This window comes from Streptococcus sp. CM6 (genome assembly GCF_000526095.1).
GTDB lineage: Bacteria > Bacillota > Bacilli > Lactobacillales > Streptococcaceae > Streptococcus > Streptococcus oralis_BW.
The window spans coordinates 1-20,678 of record NZ_JATS01000003.1 but is presented as its reverse complement, the minus strand read 5'-3'; the positions used below and the strand labels follow the sequence as shown (position 1 = coordinate 20,678).

General features: G+C 42.2%; 16 protein-coding genes, 1 tRNA gene and 1 rRNA gene. 16 read left to right on the top strand and 2 right to left on the bottom strand.

The window, feature by feature from the left end:
* Nucleotides 1-14 precede the first annotated feature (14 nt).
* The 8 genes from pbp1b to HMPREF1516_RS00610 all read left to right on the top strand — a co-directional run bounded on the left by pbp1b (nucleotide 15) and on the right by HMPREF1516_RS00610 (nucleotide 10,098).
* Nucleotides 15-2,516, top strand: coding sequence for a penicillin-binding protein PBP1B (gene pbp1b, locus HMPREF1516_RS00645; RefSeq protein ID WP_033605576.1), 2,502 nt, complete (start codon nucleotides 15-17; stop codon nucleotides 2,514-2,516).
* Between the two features lie 77 nt (nucleotides 2,517-2,593).
* Nucleotides 2,594-3,496: a DMT family transporter gene (locus HMPREF1516_RS00640; protein ID WP_033605575.1), complete on the top strand. Its 903-nt coding sequence runs from the start codon at nucleotides 2,594-2,596 to the stop codon at nucleotides 3,494-3,496.
* A 93-nt stretch (nucleotides 3,497-3,589) separates the two neighbouring features.
* Nucleotides 3,590-4,288, top strand: coding sequence for a 2,3,4,5-tetrahydropyridine-2,6-dicarboxylate N-acetyltransferase (gene dapD, locus HMPREF1516_RS00635; protein ID WP_000127447.1), 699 nt, complete (start codon nucleotides 3,590-3,592; stop codon nucleotides 4,286-4,288).
* A 67-nt stretch (nucleotides 4,289-4,355) separates the two neighbouring features.
* Entirely contained in the window at nucleotides 4,356-5,486 is a 1,131-nt protein-coding gene (locus tag HMPREF1516_RS00630; protein WP_000886115.1) for an N-acetyldiaminopimelate deacetylase, read from the top strand.
* Between the two features lie 11 nt (nucleotides 5,487-5,497).
* Nucleotides 5,498-6,037: a 5-formyltetrahydrofolate cyclo-ligase gene (locus tag HMPREF1516_RS00625; RefSeq protein WP_000642766.1), complete on the top strand. Its 540-nt coding sequence runs from the start codon at nucleotides 5,498-5,500 to the stop codon at nucleotides 6,035-6,037.
* Nucleotides 6,021-6,701 carry a rhomboid family intramembrane serine protease gene (locus tag HMPREF1516_RS00620; RefSeq protein ID WP_000658482.1) on the top strand — a complete coding sequence of 227 codons (681 nt, stop codon included), beginning with the start codon at nucleotides 6,021-6,023 and terminating at the stop codon, nucleotides 6,699-6,701. The genes HMPREF1516_RS00625 and HMPREF1516_RS00620 overlap by 17 nt, the downstream gene beginning before the upstream one ends.
* Nucleotides 6,702-6,839: 138 nt before the next feature.
* Nucleotides 6,840-7,625 carry a Hachiman antiphage defense system protein HamA gene (locus HMPREF1516_RS00615; protein WP_223326749.1) on the top strand — a complete coding sequence of 262 codons (786 nt, stop codon included), beginning with the start codon at nucleotides 6,840-6,842 and terminating at the stop codon, nucleotides 7,623-7,625.
* A gap of 10 nt (nucleotides 7,626-7,635) precedes the next feature.
* A complete protein-coding gene (locus HMPREF1516_RS00610) occupies nucleotides 7,636-10,098 on the top strand; it encodes a DEAD/DEAH box helicase (protein WP_033605574.1) in 2,463 nt (820 codons plus the stop codon).
* Nucleotides 10,099-10,179: 81 nt separating this feature from the next.
* Here HMPREF1516_RS00610 and galU read toward each other — a convergent pair whose 3' ends face one another.
* Nucleotides 10,180-11,079, bottom strand: coding sequence for a UTP--glucose-1-phosphate uridylyltransferase GalU (galU, locus tag HMPREF1516_RS00605; protein ID WP_033605573.1), 900 nt, complete (start codon nucleotides 11,077-11,079; stop codon nucleotides 10,180-10,182).
* A gap of 21 nt (nucleotides 11,080-11,100) precedes the next feature.
* Nucleotides 11,101-12,117, bottom strand: coding sequence for an NAD(P)H-dependent glycerol-3-phosphate dehydrogenase (locus HMPREF1516_RS00600; RefSeq protein WP_000745021.1), 1,017 nt, complete (start codon nucleotides 12,115-12,117; stop codon nucleotides 11,101-11,103).
* A 206-nt stretch (nucleotides 12,118-12,323) separates the two neighbouring features.
* Here HMPREF1516_RS00600 and HMPREF1516_RS00595 point away from each other — a divergent pair, with 206 nt between their 5' ends.
* From HMPREF1516_RS00595 to HMPREF1516_RS00555, 8 genes are all read left to right on the top strand, one after another.
* Complete coding sequence (locus HMPREF1516_RS00595) at nucleotides 12,324-14,030, top strand: ABC transporter ATP-binding protein (RefSeq protein ID WP_033605572.1); 1,707 nt, start codon at nucleotides 12,324-12,326, stop codon at nucleotides 14,028-14,030.
* 1 nt (nucleotide 14,031) lies between these two features.
* Entirely contained in the window at nucleotides 14,032-15,798 is a 1,767-nt protein-coding gene (locus HMPREF1516_RS00590) for an ABC transporter ATP-binding protein (protein ID WP_000859991.1), read from the top strand.
* Between the two features lie 135 nt (nucleotides 15,799-15,933).
* Nucleotides 15,934-16,623 (top strand): gamma-glutamyl-gamma-aminobutyrate hydrolase family protein, encoded by a 690-nt coding sequence (locus HMPREF1516_RS00585; RefSeq protein WP_000124767.1) that lies wholly within the window; start codon nucleotides 15,934-15,936, stop codon nucleotides 16,621-16,623.
* A 168-nt stretch (nucleotides 16,624-16,791) separates the two neighbouring features.
* Entirely contained in the window at nucleotides 16,792-18,141 is a 1,350-nt protein-coding gene (locus HMPREF1516_RS00575) for a glucose-6-phosphate isomerase (RefSeq protein WP_000018248.1), read from the top strand.
* A gap of 128 nt (nucleotides 18,142-18,269) precedes the next feature.
* On the top strand, nucleotides 18,270-19,730 hold the full coding sequence (gltX, locus tag HMPREF1516_RS00570) for a glutamate--tRNA ligase (RefSeq protein WP_033605571.1): 1,461 nt from the start codon (nucleotides 18,270-18,272) through the stop codon (nucleotides 19,728-19,730).
* A 12-nt stretch (nucleotides 19,731-19,742) separates the two neighbouring features.
* Nucleotides 19,743-20,177: a cytidine deaminase family protein gene (locus HMPREF1516_RS00565; RefSeq protein ID WP_000382004.1), complete on the top strand. Its 435-nt coding sequence runs from the start codon at nucleotides 19,743-19,745 to the stop codon at nucleotides 20,175-20,177.
* Nucleotides 20,178-20,293: 116 nt separating this feature from the next.
* A tRNA-Glu gene (locus HMPREF1516_RS00560) sits at nucleotides 20,294-20,365 on the top strand.
* Between the two features lie 231 nt (nucleotides 20,366-20,596).
* Nucleotides 20,597-20,678, top strand: a 16S ribosomal RNA gene (locus HMPREF1516_RS00555); the annotation flags it as partial.

Below are 20,678 nucleotides of genomic sequence, written 5' to 3'. Positions count from 1 at the left end.
AAGCGAGGACATTCATGAAAGAAAGAATTAATGAATTAAAAACAAAAATGCTGCATTTTTTCCAGCAGCTAATGCAACGAATTGCAAAATGGAAGAAAAGACTAGCAGAAAAACTGGCTAATAAGAAAACCGGTAAAAAGGGGACCTCTTCTGACAAAGTTGGAAGGACAGGATCTAATTTTGCTAAGGTTTTGAGTGGGTTTAAAATAGTTTTTAATACTCTCTTTATCCTAGGTTTTATCGGTGGACTGTTTGGTGCTGGGGTGGCTATGGGTTATGGAGTCGCTCTATTTGACAAGGCCCAGGTACCTCAAGCAGAAGAGTTGGTCAAGCAAGTGAAGGATATTGCCTCTATCTCAGAAATCACTTATTCTGACGGCAGTACCATTGCCTCGATCGAGGGCGATTTGTTGCGCACTTCAGTCGCTTCAGATGCTATCTCAGACAATCTTAAGAAGGCTATCATTGCGACAGAGGACGAGAATTTCAACGAGCACAAGGGAGTCGTGCCTAAGGCCGTTATTCGTGCGACCCTGGGAACTTTTGTCGGTCTGGGGTCATCCAGTGGTGGTTCGACCTTGACTCAGCAGGTTATCAAGCAGCAAGTGGTGGGGGATGCTCCCACTCTAGCTCGTAAGGCCAAAGAAATCATTGATGCTCTAGCTTTAGAGCGGGCTATGGGTAAGGATGAGATTTTAACAACCTACCTTAATATTGCTCCTTTTGGTCGCAATCATAAAGGCCAAAATATTGCAGGTGCCCAACAGGCTGCAGAAGGAATCTTTGGGGTTAAGGCTTCGGATTTAACGGTCCCTCAAGCAGCCTTTATTGCAGGATTGCCACAGAGCCCAATCAGTTACTCCCCTTATGAATCTGACGGTAGTATGAAGAGTGAGGAGGATTTGGCTCTGGGGATCAAACGGGCTAGAGATGTCCTCTATAATATGTACCGGACAGGGTCTCTAAGTCAGGAGGATTACGACAAGTACAAGGATTATGATTTTAAGAAAGACTTCTTACCATCTGGTAGTGTCAGTGGTACTTCGCGTGACTATCTCTACTTCGCAACCTTGGCAGAAGCTACTGATCGGATGTATGACTATCTGATTCAGAGAGATAATGTTTCTGTACAAGAGCAAAAGAATGAATCCATCCAGAAAGCTTATCGTGATTTAGCGACTAAGGAAATTGAAAATGGTGGATATAAGATTACGACGACTATCAATAAAAATGTTCATGCTGCGATGCAAAATGCAGTGGCGACCTACGGCTATCTGCTAGATGATTCGACAGGCCAGCCTGAGGTGGGGAATGTCCTCATGGATAACCAAACAGGAGCTATTCTTGGGTTTGTCGGTGGTCGCAATTATCAAAAAAATCAGAATAACCACGCTATCGACACAAAACGTTCTCCTGCTTCGACTACTAAGCCGATATTGGCTTACAGTATTGCCATCGACCAAGGTCTGATGGGAAGTGCAAGTATCTTATCAAACTATCCGACCAACTTTTCAAACGGCAATCCTATCATGTATGTCAATAGTCCTGGTACAGGGATGATGACGTTAGGGGAGGCCCTTAACTACTCATGGAATATCCCAGCCTACTGGACTTATCGTACACTTCGAGAGAAGGGTGTTGATGTTAAAGGCTATATGGAAAAAATGGGTTACGAAATCCCAGAATATGGTATTGAGAGTTTACCGATGGGCGGAGGAATTGACGTTACAGTTGCTCAGCATACTAACGGATATCAGACTTTGGCCAACAACGGAGTTTACCATAAGAAACATATGATTGCGAAGATCGAATCAACAGATGGTCGAGTGGTTTATGAACATAAAGATAAACCTGTCCAAGTTTACTCAAAAGCGACAGCGACCATCATGCAAAGCTTGCTTCGCGATGTTATCTCATCTCGGATTACCTCAAGTTTCCAAACAGACTTGGCTACCATCAATCCAAGCCTCGCTAGTGCCGACTGGATTGGAAAAACTGGTACAACCAATGAAGATGAAAATATGTGGCTTATGCTTTCTACGCCTCGCTTGACCTTGGGTGGCTGGCTAGGTCACGATGACAACCGCCCACTAGCCAAAGGGGCGGGCCACTACCGCAATGCCAACTATATGGCCCACTTGGTTAATGCCATTCAACAAGCAAAACCTGGAATTTGGGGGAATGAGCGCTTTAATCTTGACTCAAGTGTGACCAAGTCACAAGTTCTCAAGTCTACAGGGGAGAAACCGGGCAAGGTTTCAATTAATGGCAAAGAAGTCAACGTTTCCGGTTCTACCGTAACAAGTTACTGGGCTACTAAAGAAGGGGCACCAGTAACCACCTACCGCTTTGCTATTGGAGGAAGCGATGCAGATTATCAGAATGCTTGGAAGAATATTCTAGGAAGCATCCCTGCAGTAACTCCTCCAAGCTCAAGTAGCAGTTCGGGAACAACAAGTTCGAGTGGAAATACTCAGAGTGGCTCTTCAGGACGTTCACGTCTGTTTAATCGCTAAGATAGAGTAGCAGCAAGGTTAGTAATTTCTCCTTGTTGCTACTTTTTTCTTTGTTGGTTTCGTGTTACAATAGGAGTATGAATCATTATCAGAAAAAGATTGTTAAGGGAACACTATACTCGCTACTCTCAGGCCTAATCTGGGGGATCTGTGGGATTTTAGGAGAGTATTTTTTCACTCATTATCCAGTGTCTTCTGGATGGATTACTTCTATGCGTTTACTAGTGGCGGGGAGTTTGGTTTTAGGTCTATCTGCCTTTCAGTTGCGTAGCCGCTTGTTGGACATCTGGCGTGATAAGAAAAATTATCTACCTTTTTTAGCCTATGCTATTCTAGGTATTTTTTCTGTGCAGTTTTTCTTTTATCTCTGCGTTGAGTATTCGAATGCGACGACGGCGACCATTTTGCAATTTATCAGCCCAGTTTTTATCCTGTTTTACAATCGAATCATCTATCAGAAGAAGGCTTCGACTACAGCAGTTTTCTATGTTTTGATTGCCATGCTAGGTGTTTTTTTGATGGCTACAAAAGGGGACTTGTCCCAGTTATCCATGACACCTTTGGCTCTAGTAACAGGTTTGCTCAGTGCAGTAGGGGTCATGTTTAATGTTATCCTGCCTCAGCGTTTTGCACGGCGCTACGGATTTGTTCCGACTGTTGGTTGGGGGATGATTCTGGCAGGACTCTTTAGTAATTTCCTTTACCCTATTTATCAGATAAGTTTTCAAGTGGATCTGGTAAGTGTGCTGATTTGTCTGACGATTGCCGTGTTTGGGACTGCTTTTGCCTTCTTCCTATCGATGAAGGCTGTGTCACTCGTTTCCCCGCTGGTTGTATCGGTGGTGAGTGCTAGCGAACCTCTTTCTTCAGCATTATTAAGTGTTCTTTTTCTAGGATTGGTCATGGATGGTTTTTTGGCCTTAGCTATGGTGTTGATTATCGTTCCGATGATTTTCTTATCTGTAGAAGAAGCAAAATAAGCCCAGTAAAGATGCTTATTTGATAGTTGAGGCTTCAAATTTGAGGCCTTTTTTGGTAGAATAGGTATCATTATAACGAACCAGGAGGCGCCTATGACTGCTACAAAAATGAACGCTCAAGAAATTATCCAATTTATCGCCAATGCTGAAAAGAAAACCAGTGTCAAAGTAACCTTTGAGGGAGAACTCGCAACTGCTGTACCAAGCTCTGTTGTCAAACTAGGGAATGTCCTATTCGGGGACTGGAAGGACGTCGCTCCGCTTCTCGAAGGTTTGGTAGAGAATCAAGATTATGTTGTTGAGCAAGATGCTCGCAATTCTGCAGTTCCTTTGCTAGATAAACGTGCGATTAACGCTCGTATCGAGCCAGGTGCTATTATCCGTGACCAGGTTGAAATTGGTGACAATGCTGTTATCATGATGGGAGCTGTTATCAATATCGGTGCTGAAATCGGTGCTGGAACCATGATTGACATGGGTGCCATCCTTGGTGGCCGTGCCATCGTTGGAAAAAACAGCCACGTTGGTGCAGGTGCAGTTTTGGCGGGTGTGATTGAGCCAGCTAGTGCTGAACCAGTTCGTGTCGGAGACAATGTTCTTATCGGTGCCAATGCAGTGGTGATCGAAGGGGTGCAAATCGGTAGTGGTTCAGTTGTCGCTGCAGGAGCTATCGTTACCCAAGATGTTCCAGAAAACGTTGTTGTAGCAGGTGTTCCGGCTCGTATCATCAAAGAAATTGATGCCCAAACCCAACAAAAAACAGCGCTAGAGGATGCGCTTCGTACCTTGTAATTGTAAAAGTAAAAAAGAGGCGGAACCCTTTTTCCAGCCTCTTTCTGCTATATCGGAGGACAGATAGATGTTAGATTTGATTCAGACTAGACGAGATTTACACCAGATTCCAGAGATTGGCTTGGAAGAGTTCAAGACTCAGGCTTATTTGCTGGATGTGATTGAGAAATTGACTACGGGCAAGGATTTTGTTCAGATTCGTACTTGGCGGACAGGGATTTTGGTCTACCTGCAGGGAAGTCAGCCGGAACGAACCATTGGTTGGCGAACAGACATTGATGGCCTGCCTATCGTCGAACAAACAGGTCTACCTTTTGCTTCTCGGCACCAAGGTCGCATGCATGCCTGTGGCCATGATTTTCATATGACCATTGCCTTGGGCTGTCTCGAACGCGCCCTTGAGGAGCAACCCAAGAATAATTTGCTCTTCCTATTTCAGCCTGCTGAAGAAAATGAGGCTGGTGGGATGCTCATGTATGAGGATGGTGCTTTTGGGGACTGGCTGCCAGACCAATTTTATGGCCTCCATGTACGTCCGGATCTGAAGGTTGGACAGATCGCGACCAATACCCATACGCTCTTTGCAGGGACCTGTGAGGTGAAGATTCGTTTCAAAGGAAAAGGGGGACACGCAGCTTTTCCGCATGAAACCAATGATGCCTTGGTGGCTGCTAGTTACTTTGTAACCCAAGTACAGTCAGTTGTCAGCCGCAATGTCAATCCCATCGAGGGAGCAGTGGTGACCTTTGGTCTTTTCCAAGCTGGAACAACCAACAATGTCATTACAGACACAGCCTTTTTACACGGAACCATTCGCGCCTTGACTCAGGAAATGAGCCTCTTGGTACAAAAAAGAGTCAAGACAGTCGCAGAAGGGGTTGCGGCAGCCTTTGATATGGAAGTCGAAGTAGAACTCAAGCAAGGAGGCTACCTACCTGTTGAGAACAATCCAGCCTTGGCGCGTGAACTGATGGACTTTTTTGAAGAGAAAGACGGAGTCGAGTTGATTGATATCGAGCCTGCTATGACTGGTGAGGACTTTGGCTATCTCCTTTCGAAGGTAGACGGCGTTATGTTCTGGCTAGGTATCGACAGTCCCTACGCCCTTCATCACCCTCAGATGAGTCCTAAGGAAGAAGCCTTAGCCATTGGGGTAGATGCGGTCTCTAGTTTCTTGAAAAAGAAGGCAGCAGAGTAGAGGAATTGTCTATGAAAGCAGAACTACGCAAGCAAGTCTTGCAAGAAATGAAGACTCTATCTCAGGAACAAAAACAGGCTATGGATCGAGCTTTAACTGAGCGATTTTTAAAGCATCCCTTTTACCAAGAAGCCAAGACCATCGCAACCTATCTCTCCTTCCCTCATGAATTTCAAACGCAGGAACTGATCGAGCAGGCGCTGAAGGACGGCAAGAAGGTCCTGATACCCAAAACCTATCCCAAGGGGCGCATGGACTTTGTGGTCTATAATCCGCAGCAGTTGGTAAAAACTTCCTTTGGTTTACTGGAACCGAAAGGAGACTTGGAAGTTGTGGATCCGTCTCAGATTGATTTGATTCATGTTCCGGGCTTGGCTTTTACAACAGAGGGCTATCGGATCGGATATGGTGGAGGATACTACGACCGCTATCTAGAACATTTTGCTGGGCATACCATGAGTACAATCTATCCTTGTCAAGTTCAGGAGTTTAACTCGGAAAACCATGATATTCCCGTCCAGGAGGTGCTAATAGATGAAGGAAATCTTTGATAAACGTTATCCTGTGACTAGTTTCTTCCTCCTAGTGACTGGCTTTGTATTTCTACTGATGCTGATTACTACGGGTATCAACTTTGATCAGGCCAAAACTCTGTTTCAGTTTGGAGCCATGTATGGACCGATCATTCGCCTGTTCCCAGAGCAGATCTGGCGCCTTTTTTCGGCTATATTTGTGCATATAGGTTGGGAACATTTCATTGTCAATATGATTTCGCTCTACTTTCTTGGACGACAGGTGGAGGAGATTTTCGGCTCCAAGCAGTTCTTTTTTCTCTATCTCTTATCAGGAATGATGGGCAATCTCTTTGTTTTTGCTTTCACACCGAAAGTCCTAGCAGCAGGGGCCTCCACTTCTCTCTATGGGTTATTTGCTGCGATTATCGTTTTGCGCTACGCAACTCGCAACCCCTATATCCAGCAGTTGGGGCAATCCTACCTGACGCTTTTTGTGATAAATATCATTGGAAGTGTTCTGATTCCAGGAATCAGCCTAGCGGGGCATATTGGTGGTGCAATAGGCGGTGCCTTTCTAGCAGTCATTTTTCCAGTCAAATGGGATAGAAAGATGTATAGTACCAGCCAGCGAATTGGAGCAACCCTACTTTTTATTGCACTAGCCGTTTTCCTTTTCTATAAGGGAATGAGCTATGTGTAGGGGGATAGTTAAAAAGCTACTCAAAGAATGAGTAGCTTTTTGTGTATTGATTATATCCTAGCCTATCGTCAAAACTACCACAACAGAATCAATCGTGATATAATAATTTAAATAATATGATAAAATGAGGAGTTAATTATGATGCTACAATTATTAGACGGAGTGACAGTTAATGACTCTATTGATTACAAAATAATTGAGATACGATATCTATCGGATGAGTTGAAAGAAAAAATAAAAAATGAATTAATAGTAATTTGTCACGGAGAATATGCTTTAAGTTCGGCGTCCGTGTATCATACTTTCGAGCGGACAATTGCTGAGCTAGTAAATTATAGACTTTCTAATGAACAAGATAAAAGAGTTGGTGCTATAGGAGAACTAATCTTAAATGTGATAATAAGAGCTTTGGGAAATTTTGAAGTTATTTCTCCTTTCTTTAATCTCGAAGAGCGAAATGTGAAGAAGGGCTTTGATATTATTGCTGTTGATTCAAACAATGACATTTGGATAATAGAGTCTAAGGCTGGGGAACTAGGAACAATGCTTGATGCTAATTCAAAAGTTTCAGAAAGAATAAACATGGCAAACAGGGATTTAGTTGGTAGACTTAATAGAGACAATGCACAGCTATGGTTAAATGCCATAAACTCCGTTCGGTCAAGTGTTGACTATACTGATGAGAAGAAAACAGTTATAAATATTCTTGAAACTTTGGGTAACACGAACGTCAGTAATGATAAAAACGTTCTATTAGGAGGGATTGTTTTCTGTGGGTTTAATACGACAATAGAACTTCGAAGAATTAAGTCTATTTATCAGAGAATAAATACTCAAAGTAGATTCTCTAAATTGCAGATCATTGCAATCCAGAAAGAAACTTTCCAAGCAGTCGTTGACTTTTTAAACACTTTACATACATAAGGAGACTCTTATGAAAATACTCACATTGAAAAGATTATATAATACAGAATTTAAATCCCTATATTGGAAGTTTGTATCTAAACCTAAGAGTATGAGTTCTAAGGAGCTTGAAGTGCTACTATCATTGGGGGCATATTTCGTATGCTTAGAAGACGAATCTATACAAAAATTAGGATATAGAATCTTTCTTTTGTACAGTAAAAATACAGGAGATTATAAACCATTATATGAACTGAGCTTAAACAAGGGATTTATTCCAATTGCTCAGTTTATTGATGATAATTTAAAATATGGTGAGAGGTTTGGAAATCTTCAGACTGTAATGAATGAGGCTACTAACAAAGATTTTAGACAGGGGAGTCAATATAAAACGATAGGTCAAACTCTTCTGTATAACAATGTAATTGCAACAGAAAACAAATCCTATATCGTTGTTGCTCCTACTTCGTACGGGAAAACGGAACTAATCTTATCATTTTTAGATACTAATCTGGATAAGAATGTTTGCGTAATAACTCCAACTAAATCGCTACTTGCTCAAACTAAAAAACGTATTCTTAACCATATTGGAAACCAAAAAATAATCACCCGGCCAGAAATGTATTCTGAAGATAGTGAAAGAATTATAGCTGTCTTAACTCAAGAGAGGTTACTGAGGTTATTGCAAGAAAATCCTGAACTCAGCTTTGATATTTTGATAGTCGACGAAGCTCATAATTTGCTTGATAGATTTTCTAAAGATAATAATCGTAGCGTGTTACTCGCTTCTGTTATAGTAATATGTTATAGACGGAACGAAAATCTCTCTTGTAGGTATCTGACTCCTTTCTTACAATCAAAGGAAAGTATTGTATTAAAGCATGTCTCAGAATCGCTAGAATGGTTTACAGTTTCAGAGTTTATGAAGTCTGAAGTATTTTATTTTCATGATATAATCAAAGGTACTAAGGAAATGCTAGACCAATATTCTGGCGCTAAACAAAAGCTCATTTCCTTAGGGAGTTTAGATGCTTCTTCAGACGCAGGAATTGTAATTTTTCATGCAGATAGAAAGAATATAATATATATAAATAGTCCTAAAAAAATTGAGCAATTTGCTAAAGAGTTAGCAAATTTATTAGAAGTTACATCGTCAGAACGAATCAAAAAGGCGGTGTTAGATTTAAGAAATTTCATACATGAGGATTATAGCCTAGCATCTTCATTAGAGCGAGGTGTAATATACCATCATGGATCCGTGCCAGAATCTGTTAGATACTATATAGAAACATTATACTCAGAGTATTCTGAATTAAAAATGCTAATTGCTAACTCAACGCTACTTGAAGGTGTTAATATCCCTGCAACAAAGATGTTTATCTTAGATCCTAATAGAGGTAGTAGTTACTTGTCTTCCTCAGATTTCAAGAACTTAATTGGTAGAATTTGTCGTTTTGGAGAGATTTTCAATCCTAATGATGGTAGCTTGGAGTATTTGCTCCCAGAGATACATATTATTAAAGGTAAATATTGTCGAAAAGATTTTAATGCATTAAATTTTTTTAAAAATAAAAATGTTTTTGCAGGTGATCAAGATAAAATCAAAGACGAAGTCTCAAATCCGTTATTAGAAAACCATAAACAACTCGATTCTGATATCGTAAATCAAGCAGAAATAATGCTAGACAACTTTTCTGATGATGATATTGTTGTTAACAAAAAAATAAGAACACCTAAAACGCTGGTAGGTAAGCTTTGCTTTCAAAATAATGTGAGAATCTTTAACGTTTTTGACGTAGAAGAGATTATTGATGGAAAATTAAGGGAGTTAGAAGAGGCTCAAACTCTAGAAAACACCTTTAATATGATGAACTTTCTATTCTTTTCTCATATTGATGAGGAAGAAGGATCCTATAATAACCTGAAACGTTTACGAGAAATAGCTGCTCAGAATTTTTATATGATGCTGATAAATTGGAGAATGCAAGGAATGACGACAAAAAATATGATAACTCAAATCGTTGGTTATTGGAATACATTGACAGGCTATGAAGCTGAGTATGTATATGTTGGAAAGTGGGGAGATACAACACGTGGTCCTAACAGTCATAGAGAATATTGGACTAATATTTCAAATAAGACCCAATCTGAAAAAATAAATTTGGCAATTGTTAGACTCAAGGAGGAGTATGATTTTATTGATAACGAAATAATAAAATATATTGAAATACTTAATACGCTTGGGTTGATAGATAACGAATTATATCTAAAAATAAAATACGGAACTAGCAATAATGAGAAAATTGCACTATTGAATTGCGGAATTAGCAATACTCTATCTAATATCTTATTTGAAAAATATAAGAACCTATACAATATAGATGCTTCGAGTAATGTAGTAACGTTTGATAAGTCTTTAATTAATATCATGCGAGAAAATGACGAAAATGGTATTTTAATTTCAGAAATTTTGCTAAACTCGCCTACAGAATAAAATATATGACTATAGCCTCATACGAAAAAAGGTAGCTTTAATTAGCTACCTTTTGACATCTTTAAGAGATTTGTTTTTCTTCTATTTCCCCTCAGCTAACTCTTTCCCAAGTTGGATGAGGTAGTCTTTCAAGTCGTCTTTGACTTGTGGGTGTTTGAGAGCGTAGTCGATGGAGGTTTTCATAAAGCCAAACTTGTCCCCGACATCGTAACGAGCCCCTTTGAACTCACGAGCAAATACACGTTGTGTTTTATTGAGAGTATCGATTGCATCTGTCAGCTGAATTTCATTTCCTGCACCTGGAGCTTGATTTTCGAGGATTTGGAAAATTTCAGGAGTGAGGAGGTAGCGTCCAATAATAGCAAGGTCGCTAGGAGCATCCTCTGGAGCAGGTTTTTCAACGAAGGTTTCAACGCTGTAAAGGCCGTCTTTTCCTTCGCCTTGCGGAGCAATAACCCCATAGGCAGATACTTCGTCGTGAGGGACAGGCATAACAGCGATAGTGGACGCGTGGGTACGTTCGTAGTCATCCATGAGTTGTTTGGTGAGCGGAACAGCCTTTTCGTCCGTGATATCCATCAAGTCATCACCAAGCATAACGACAAAAGGTTCATTTCCAACGAAAGCTTTGGCTTGCAAGACAGCATCTCCGAGACCACGTGGATGCGTTTGGCGGATAAAATGCAGGCGCATGCCGGTTGTCTCATCAACCAGCTTCAAAAGATCTGTTTTCCCTTTTTCTTTAAGGTTATATTCCAATTCAAAGTTTGAATCAAAATGGTCCTCGATAGAACGTTTTGACTTACCCGTAACAACCAAGATGTCTTCGATTCCAGACTTGAGGGCTTCTTCAACGATAAACTGGATAGTTGGCTTGTCTACGATTGGCAACATTTCCTTGGCCAAGGCCTTAGTTGCTGGGAGGAAACGAGTTCCCAATCCAGCGGCAGGGATGACTGCTTTTCTGACTTTTTGTTTCATGATGTTCCTTTCTATAAGGGTCTACGACCATTCGTTTTCTGCTTTAAATTCATTGCTCATGATGTCAGTGATTGCTTCTTTGATATTGACACCTTCGTAGATAACTCGGTAAATAGCCTGTGTGATTGGCATGTAGACATCCAATTCCTGAGCCAGCTCGTAAGCTGCTCGAGTTGTTGAGATGCCTTCGATGACCATACCCATGTTTGCTTCGATGTCTGCGAGGGATTCTCCACGACCGAGAGCATCACCGGCCCTCCAGTTACGAGAGTGGACAGATGTCCCCGTTACAATCAAATCTCCAACTCCAGAAAGACCGCTATAAGTCAGAGGATTGGCCCCAAGAGCGACTCCTAGACGGGTGATTTCTGCCAAGCCACGGGCAATGATAGCTGCCTTGGCATTGTCGCCAAACCCTAGACCATGTAATGCCCCAGCGCCAACTGCGATGATGTTTTTGAGAGCACCAGCGGTTTCAACTCCGATAACATCCGTATTAGTATAGAGACGGAAGTAGTGATTGCTAAAGAGATTTTGGACGTACTGGGCCGTTTCAAGGTCTTTAGAGGCTGCAGTGATCAAGGTAATATCCCGCACAATCGTTTCCTCAGCGTGGCTAGGTCCTGAAACAACGACGACTTCACTACGAAGGTCAGCTGGAATTTCCTCTTCAAGAATAGTCGATAGGCGTTTGTGGCTATCTGGTTCCAATCCTTTGGAGGCATGCATGATGACAACATTGTGATCGAGCACCTTTGCTACTTGTTGGGCAACCAGTCTCGTTACTTTTGTTGGGACTACAAATAAAACAGCATCCACATCCTTTAGTGTTTCTTCTAAATCATGATAGGCTTTGATTTTTTCGTCGAATAGGATATCTTTGAAATAGCGTTTGTTTGTATGTTGGTTATTGATTTCATCAATTTGGTCAGAAATATTTCCCCAAATTCGAACCTCGTGTCCATTGTCGTTTAGGACCTGCGAAAGGGCAGTTCCCCAAGAACCAGGACCCAAGACAGCGATGGTTTGTTTCTTCATCTTTTCCTCCTTGTAAGAGTTCTTCCTTTCATTTTACCATAAAAAGCCTTTTCATGCATCACCTGTAGGTGAAAGCGCACTAATTTATAATAAGGAGACTTCTTTGACAAGATGCCTCTTTTTTGCTAGAATAGCATCAATATGAACGAATGAGAAGGAGCTGACGCAGGATGTCGCTCCCTTTATCTATTTTATTAGGAGGAAATATGCTCATTAAAAAAATAAAAACCTATAAATGGCAGGCCTTGGCATCCTTAATGATGACAGGTTTGATGGTTGCGAGCTCGCTCTTGCAACCGCGCTATTTGCAAGAGGTGTTAGAGGCTTTGTTGGCCGGTCAAAATGAGGCTATTTATAGTATTGGCGCTTGGTTGATAGGGGTAGCCCTAGTTGGTCTGGTTGCAGGTGGGGTCAATGTAACGCTTGCAGCCTATATTGCTCAAGGAGTGTCTTCGGACCTTCGTGAAGACGCTTTTCGCAAGATCCAGACCTTTTCTTATGCCAATATCGAGCAGTTTAATGCCGGCAACCTTGTCGTCCGAATGACCAATGATATCAACCAAATTCAGAACGTGGTGATGATGGCTTTTCAAATTCTCTTCCGTCTCCCTCTTCTCTTTATCGGTTCCTTTATCTTGGCGGTTCACACTCTTCCGTCGCTTTGGTGGGTGATTGTTCTCATGGTGCTCCTAATCTTTGCACTAACTGCCATCATGATGGGAATGATGGGGCCACGATTTGCTAAGTTTCAAACCCTTCTTGAACGGATCAATGCTATCGCTAAGGAAAATCTACGTGGTGTGCGCGTAGTCAAATCCTTTGTACAAGAAAAAGCACAATTTGACAAATTTACCGAAGTCTCTGATGAACTTCTCGGCCAAAATCTTTATATCGGTTATGCCTTCTCAGTTATAGAACCCGTTATGATGTTAGTCGGCTATGGAGCGGTCTTCCTCTCTATCTGGTTGGTGGCTGGAATGGCTCAGTCAGATCCGTCTGTAGTGGGCTCGATTGCTTCCTTTATCAACTATCTCAGCCAGATTATCTTTACCATCATCATGGTTGGATTTTTAGGAAATTCTGTCAGTCGTGCCATGATTTCCTTGCGTCGTATCCGCGAAATTCTAGATACCGAGCCAGCGATGACCTTTAAAAATCTCCCAGACGAAGAGTTAGAAGGAAGTCTCTCTTTTGAAAATGTGACCTTCACCTATCCTAATGACGATGAGCCTATGCTGAAGAATGTAACCTTTGATGTTGCGCCTGGTCAGATGGTAGGTGTGGTTGGAGCGACTGGAGCAGGGAAGTCCACTCTAGCTCAGTTAATTCCACGACTTTTTGATCCACAGGAGGGATCTATCAAGATTGGAGGCAAGGATATTCGAGACGTCAGCGAGGGAACCTTGCGTAAAACAGTTTCCATCGTCTTGCAACGTGCTATTCTCTTTAGCGGGACCATTGCAGATAATCTTCGTCAAGGGAAAGGCAATGCCAGCGTGTCAGAAATGGAACGTGCAGCACGGATTGCCCAAGCCAGTGAATTTATCGGACGCATGGAAAACAAATTTGAGAGTCAGGTCGAAGAACGAGGCACCAATTTTTCTGGTGGACAAAAACAACGGATGTCCATTGCCCGTGGGATTGTCAGCAATCCCCGTATCCTGATTTTTGATGATTCGACTTCAGCCTTGGATGCTAAGTCAGAGAGACTCGTGCAGGAAGCTTTGAATAAAGACCTGAAAGGGACGACCACGATTATCATCGCTCAAAAGATCAGTTCAGTCGTCCATGCGGATAAGATTTTGGTCTTGGATCAAGGACGCTTGATTGGAGAAGGAAGGCATGCGGACTTGGTAGCTGACAATGCCGTCTACCGCGAAATCTACGAAACACAAAAGGGAAAGGAGGAATAAAATGAAAACCGTTCGATTTTTCTGGAATTATTTTAAAGTTTACAAGTTCTCCTTTGTCATTGTGATTCTAATGGTTGCAGTTGCGACGATTGCCCAAGCCCTCTTTCCAGTTTTTTCAGGTCAAGCAGTCACAGAGCTCGCTAACCTAGTTCTGGCTTATCAAAATGGGACTTCCGAACTAGCCTGGCAGAGTTTGTCAGCTCTGATGCTGAATCTAGCTCTGGTTGTCCTCGCCTTAGTGGTATCCAGTTTGATTTACATGACCTTGATGACCCGTGTGATTGCTGAGTCAACAAATGAGATGCGTAAGGGTCTCTTTGGCAAACTTTCTCGTTTGACGGTTTCTTTCTTTGACCGCCATCAGGATGGGGACATCCTTTCTCGCTTCACGAGTGACTTAGATAACATCCTTCAGGCCTTCAATGAAAGTCTAGTTCAGGTTATGAGCAATATTGCTCTTTACATAGGTTTGATCTTTGTCATGTTTTCAAGAAATGTGACACTAGCCCTGATAACAGTAGCCAGCACTCCAGTAGCCTTTCTCATGTTGGTTTTCATCGTGAAAATGGCCCGCAAGTACACCAATCTCCAGCAAAAAGAGGTTGGGAAACTCAACGCCTACATGGACGAGAGTATTTCTGGACAGAAAGCTGTTATCGTACAAGGAATTCAAGACGACATCGTAGCAGGCTTTGTGGAGCAAAATGAGCGCGTGCGCAAGGCAACCTTTAAAGGGAGAATGTTCTCAGGCATCCTCTTTCCTGTTATGAATGGGATGAGCCTGGTCAATACAGCCATCGTTATTTTTGCAGGTTCTGCGGTCCTGCTGAACGATCCAAGTATCGAAACAACAACAGCCCTAGGTTTGATTGTCATGTTTACCCAATTTTCTCAGCAGTACTACCAGCCAATTATCCAGGTGGCTGCGAGTTGGGGGAGTCTCCAGTTGGCCTTTACTGGAGCGGATCGTATCCAAGAAATGTTCGATGCAGAAGAAGAGATTCGTCCGCAAAATGCACCTGCCTTTACGGAATTGCGAGAAGGTGTTGAAATCAGTCACATTGATTTTTCTTATGTGCCAGACAAGCCGATTTTAAAAGATGTCAGCATTTCAGCTCCTAAGGGGCAGATGATAGCAGTTGTAGGCCCGACTGGTTCGGGGAAAACAACCATCATGAACCTCATCAATCGTTTCTACGATGTGGATGCAGGTAGCATTTCTTTTGATGGCAAAGACATTCGTGACTACGACTTGGACAGCCTGCGGAGCAAGGTCGGGATTGTCTTGCAGGATTCGGTCTTGTTTAGTGGAACGATCCGAGACAATATCCGCTTTGGTGTGCCAGATGCCAGTCAGGAAATGGTCGAAGCAGCTGCCAAGGCAACTCATATTCATGACTATATCGAAAGCTTGCCTGATAAGTATGATACCCTTATTGATGATGAGCAAAATATCTTCTCGACTGGGCAGAAACAATTGATTTCCATCGCTCGGACCTTGATGACTGATCCTCAAGTCCTAATCCTAGATGAAGCGACTTCCAATGTGGATACCGTAACAGAAAGCAAGATTCAACATGCCATGGAGGCAGTTGTAGCAGGACGAACCAGTTTTGTCATTGCCCATCGTTTGAAGACCATCCTCAATGCCGATCAGATTATTGTCCTTAAAGATGGAGAGGTTATTGAACGTGGAAATCATCACGAGTTGCTCAAGCTCGGCGGTTTCTACTCAGAACTGTATCACAATCAATTTGTCTTCGAATAGAAAAGTTGTCCTCTTGGGCAGCTTTTTCTTATCCATAAAAAATACTTATCACGGTCTTTAAAAAAACATATTAGACAGGAAAGGGTTGGAGTGATAAGATAAGACTGTCGCAAGAAAATCGAAAGGAGACACATCATGGCTAGAACGGTTGTAGGAGTTGCTGCGAACCTATGTCCTGTAGATGCAGAAGGGAAAAACATCCACTCATCTGTATCCTGTAAATTTGCAGAGAGCATTCGTCAAGTCGGTGGTCTTCCTTTAGTAATTCCTGTAGGGGATGAGTCCATTGTTCGCGATTATGTAGAAATGATTGACAAACTCATCTTGACAGGTGGGCAAAACGTCCATCCTCAGTTTTATGGGGAGAAAAAGACCATTGAGAGCGATGATTACAACCTTGTACGCGATGAGTTTGAATTGGCACTCTTGAGAGAAGCACTCCATCAGAATAAGCCCATTTTGGCAATCTGCCGCGGTGTTCAGCTGGTCAATGTTGCTTTTGGCGGCACTCTTCACCAAGAAATTGAAGGTCACTGGCAAGGCCTGCCTTTTGGGACATCTCATTCTATTGAGACAGTAGAAGGAAGCGTGGTGGCTAAGTTGTTTGGAAAAGAAAGTCGGGTCAACTCAGTCCATCGTCAAAGTATTAAAAATCTGGCGCCTAATTTCCGTGTAACTGCTATTGATCCAAGAGACCAGACTATCGAAGCAATTGAGTCTATCGATGAGCACCGTATCATCGGTTTGCAGTGGCATCCAGAGTTTCTGGTCAATGAAGAAGACGGCAATTTAGAATTATTTGAGTATTTATTAAATGAATTGTAACGGTTAGAATCTCTAGCCGTTTTTATTCGCCCTTTCAGATTTTTTATATTTTAGCAAATTTACGCAAACGTTTGAATTCTGATAAAAATTGGGCAAATTCAATAAAAAAGCTTGAAAAAATCGAAGGTAAGCGTTATGATAGAAAAGAAGAAATTTTGGAGGATTATCATGTCACATATTAAATTTGATTATTCAAAAGTTTTAGACAAATTTGTTGCCCCACATGAAGTGGAATACATGCAAGCACAAGTAACAGCTGCAGACGAATTGATTCGTAAAGGAACTGGTGCTGGTAGCGACTTTTTGGGTTGGTTGGACCTACCTGAAAACTACGACCGCGAAGAATTCGACCGCATCTTGAAAGCTGCTGAGCAAATCAAGTCAGATAGCGATGTTTTGGTTGTAATCGGTATCGGTGGATCTTACCTTGGTGCCAAAGCAGCCATTGACTTCTTGAACCACCACTTTGCGAACTTGCAAACAAAAGAAGAACGCAAAGCGCCACAAATCCTTTACGCTGGGAACTCAATCTCATCTACTTACCTTGCTGACTTGGTAGAGTACGTAGCTGACAAAGACTTCTCAGTAAACGTGATTTCTAAATCAGGTACAACAACAGAACCAGCTATCGCTTTCCGCGTCTTCAAAGAACTCTTGGTTAAGAAATACGGTCAAGAAGAAGCTAACAAACGTATCTACGCTACAACTGACCGCCAAAAAGGTGCTGTTAAGGTTGAAGCAGATGCCAACGGTTGGGAAACATTTGTGGTTCCAGACGACATCGGTGGACGTTTCTCAGTCTTGACCGCAGTTGGTTTGCTTCCAATCGCTGCATCAGGAGCTGACATCAAAGCCCTTATGGAAGGTGCTAACGCAGCTCGTAAAGACTACACTTCAGACAAACTTTCAGAAAACGAAGCTTACCAATACGCAGCCGTTCGTAACATCCTTTACCGTAAAGGCTACGCTACTGAAATCTTGGTAAACTACGAGCCATCACTTCAATACTTCTCAGAATGGTGGAAACAATTGGCTGGTGAGTCAGAAGGGAAAGACCAAAAAGGGATCTACCCAACTTCAGCAAACTTCTCAACTGACTTGCACTCATTGGGTCAATTTATCCAAGAAGGAACTCGTATCATGTTTGAAACAGTTGTCCGCGTTGACAAACCTCGTAAGAACGTGATCATCCCTACTTTGGAAGAAGACCTTGACGGACTTGGTTACCTTCAAGGAAAAGACGTTGACTTTGTAAACAAAAAAGCAACTGACGGTGTTCTTCTTGCCCACACTGATGGTGACGTGCCAAACATGTACGTGACTCTTCCTGAGCAAGACGCCTTCACTCTTGGTTACACTATCTACTTCTTCGAATTGGCCATCGCCCTTTCAGGTTACTTGAATGCTATCAACCCATTTGACCAACCAGGTGTTGAAGCCTACAAACGTAACATGTTTGCCCTTCTTGGAAAACCAGGATTTGAAGAATTGAGCAAAGAGCTTAACGCACGTCTATAATAGAAGAAAAGAGTGGCTTGTCCACTCTTTTTTACTCTCTTTATTCGTAGACATTGGACTCAGGCGAGACTTGTGATATAATATAGAAAGTAAAAAGGCAGACGCCTAGAGACTTTATAGGAGAAACTATGTCAAAAGATATCCGCGTACGCTACGCACCAAGTCCAACAGGACTACTACACATCGGAAATGCCCGTACAGCATTGTTTAACTACCTTTACGCACGCCATCATGGTGGAACTTTTATCATTCGTATCGAAGATACAGACCGTAAACGCCATGTTGAGGATGGAGAACGCTCACAGCTTGAAAATCTTCGCTGGTTAGGCATGGATTGGGATGAAAGTCCAGAAACTCATGAAAACTATCGCCAATCAGAGCGTTTGGAACTCTATCAAAAATACATCGACCAATTGCTAGCCGAAGGAAAAGCCTACAAATCTTACGTTACAGAAGAGGAGTTGGCGGCTGAGCGCGAACGCCAAGAAGCAGCTGGCGAAACACCACGTTACATCAATGAATATCTTGGCATGAGTGAAGAGGAAAAAGCAGCTTACATCGCAGAACGTGAAGCGGCTGGTATCATCCCAACTGTTCGTTTGGCTGTCAATGAGTCTGGTATCTACAAATGGCATGATATGGTCAAAGGTGATATCGAGTTTGAAGGTGGCAATATCGGCGGTGACTGGGTGATTCAAAAGAAAGATGGCTACCCAACTTACAACTTTGCCGTAGTCATCGATGACCATGATATGCAAATTTCTCATGTTATCCGTGGAGATGACCACATTGCCAACACACCCAAACAGCTCATGGTCTATGAAGCGCTTGGTTGGGAAGCGCCAGAGTTCGGTCACATGACTTTGATCATCAACTCTGAAACGGGTAAAAAATTGTCTAAACGGGACACTAACACCCTTCAGTTTATCGAAGACTACCGTAAAAAAGGCTATTTGCCAGAAGCTGTCTTTAACTTTATTGCCCTTCTTGGCTGGAACCCTGGTGGGGAAGACGAAATCTTCTCTCGTGAAGAACTCATTAAGCTCTTTGACGAAAACCGCCTCAGCAAGTCACCAGCTGCCTTTGATCAGAAGAAACTAGACTGGATGAGCAACGACTACATCAAGAGAGCTGATCTTGCTACTATCTTTGAAATGGCAAAACCATTCCTAGAAGAAGCAGGGCGTTTGACTGACAAGTCTGAAAAAATGGTAGAACTCTACAAACCACAAATGAAGTCAGTGGATGAAATCGTTCCATTGACAGATCTTTTCTTCTCAGATTTCCCAGAGCTGACAGACGCTGAGCGCGAGGTCATGGCAGGAGAAACCGTTCCTGTTGTTCTAGAAGCCTTCAAAGCGAAGCTAGAAGCAATGACAGATGAAGAATTTGTAACAGAAAACATCTTCCCACAAATCAAAGCAGTTCAAAAAGAAACAGGTATTAAAGGGAAAAACCTCTTCATGCCGATTCGTATTGCAGTATCAGGTGAAATGCATGGACCAGAACTTCCAGATACGATTTACCTATTAGGTCGTGAGAAATCTATCCAGCATATTGATAATATGCTCAAAGAGATTTCTAAATAAAAAGGACTTCCGATGGATACATGGGAAAAAATGTATGAAGAAGCACGAACCTTATTCAATCCCCATGAAGTTTCTGACTTTGTTTATGCTAACCATGTTGTTGCTGCGGTAGAAGCAGAAGATGGACAGATCTTCACAGGATTTTGTATGGAGGGCACTTGTGGTGTTTTTCATCTCTGTGCAGAGCGAGCAGCTCTCTTCAATATGTATCAATTTTCAGGACAAACTAAAGTTAAAAAAATCCTCGCCTTTCGAGATAAACCTCCCTACGGCGAAGGGTCAGGTATGCCCTGTGGCGCTTGCAGAGAATTTCTCTTAGAATTGAATGCTGAGAATAAAGAAGCAGAGTTCATGATGGACTACGAAACAAGAAAAACAATCAAAGTTGCCGAGTTGATCCCATACTGGTGGGGAGAGGAACGTGCGACTAATTGGCAAGATAAATAAAAGGAGTCAGTTTAACTGGCTCTTTTCCCTTATCTTTTCAGAATTTCGATAAAGAGGAAAAAAGATCTTGACAAAGGTAAAAAAGTAGGTATAATAGAAAGAGTTGAAAAGCTCAAGGTCCGTTGGTCAAGGGGTTAAGACACCGCCTTTTCACGGCGGTAACACGGGTTCGAATCCCGTACGGACTATGGTGTATTGCGGTTAAAAAAACTTGGAAAAAAGTTTCAAAAAAGTGTTGACATAGGTTAGCAGCTGTGATATACTAATATAGTTGTCGCTTGAGAGAGATTGAGTGACAAAGACCTTTGAAAACTGAACAAGACGAACCAATGTGCAGGGCACTATAACTAAGGTTATAGTACTGAACAATGAAAAAACAATAAATCTGTCAGTGACAGAAATGAGTGAGAACTCAAACTTTTAATGAGAGTTTGATCCTGGCTCAGGACGAACGCTGGCGGCGTGCCTAATACATGCAAGTAGAACGCTGAAGAGAGGAGC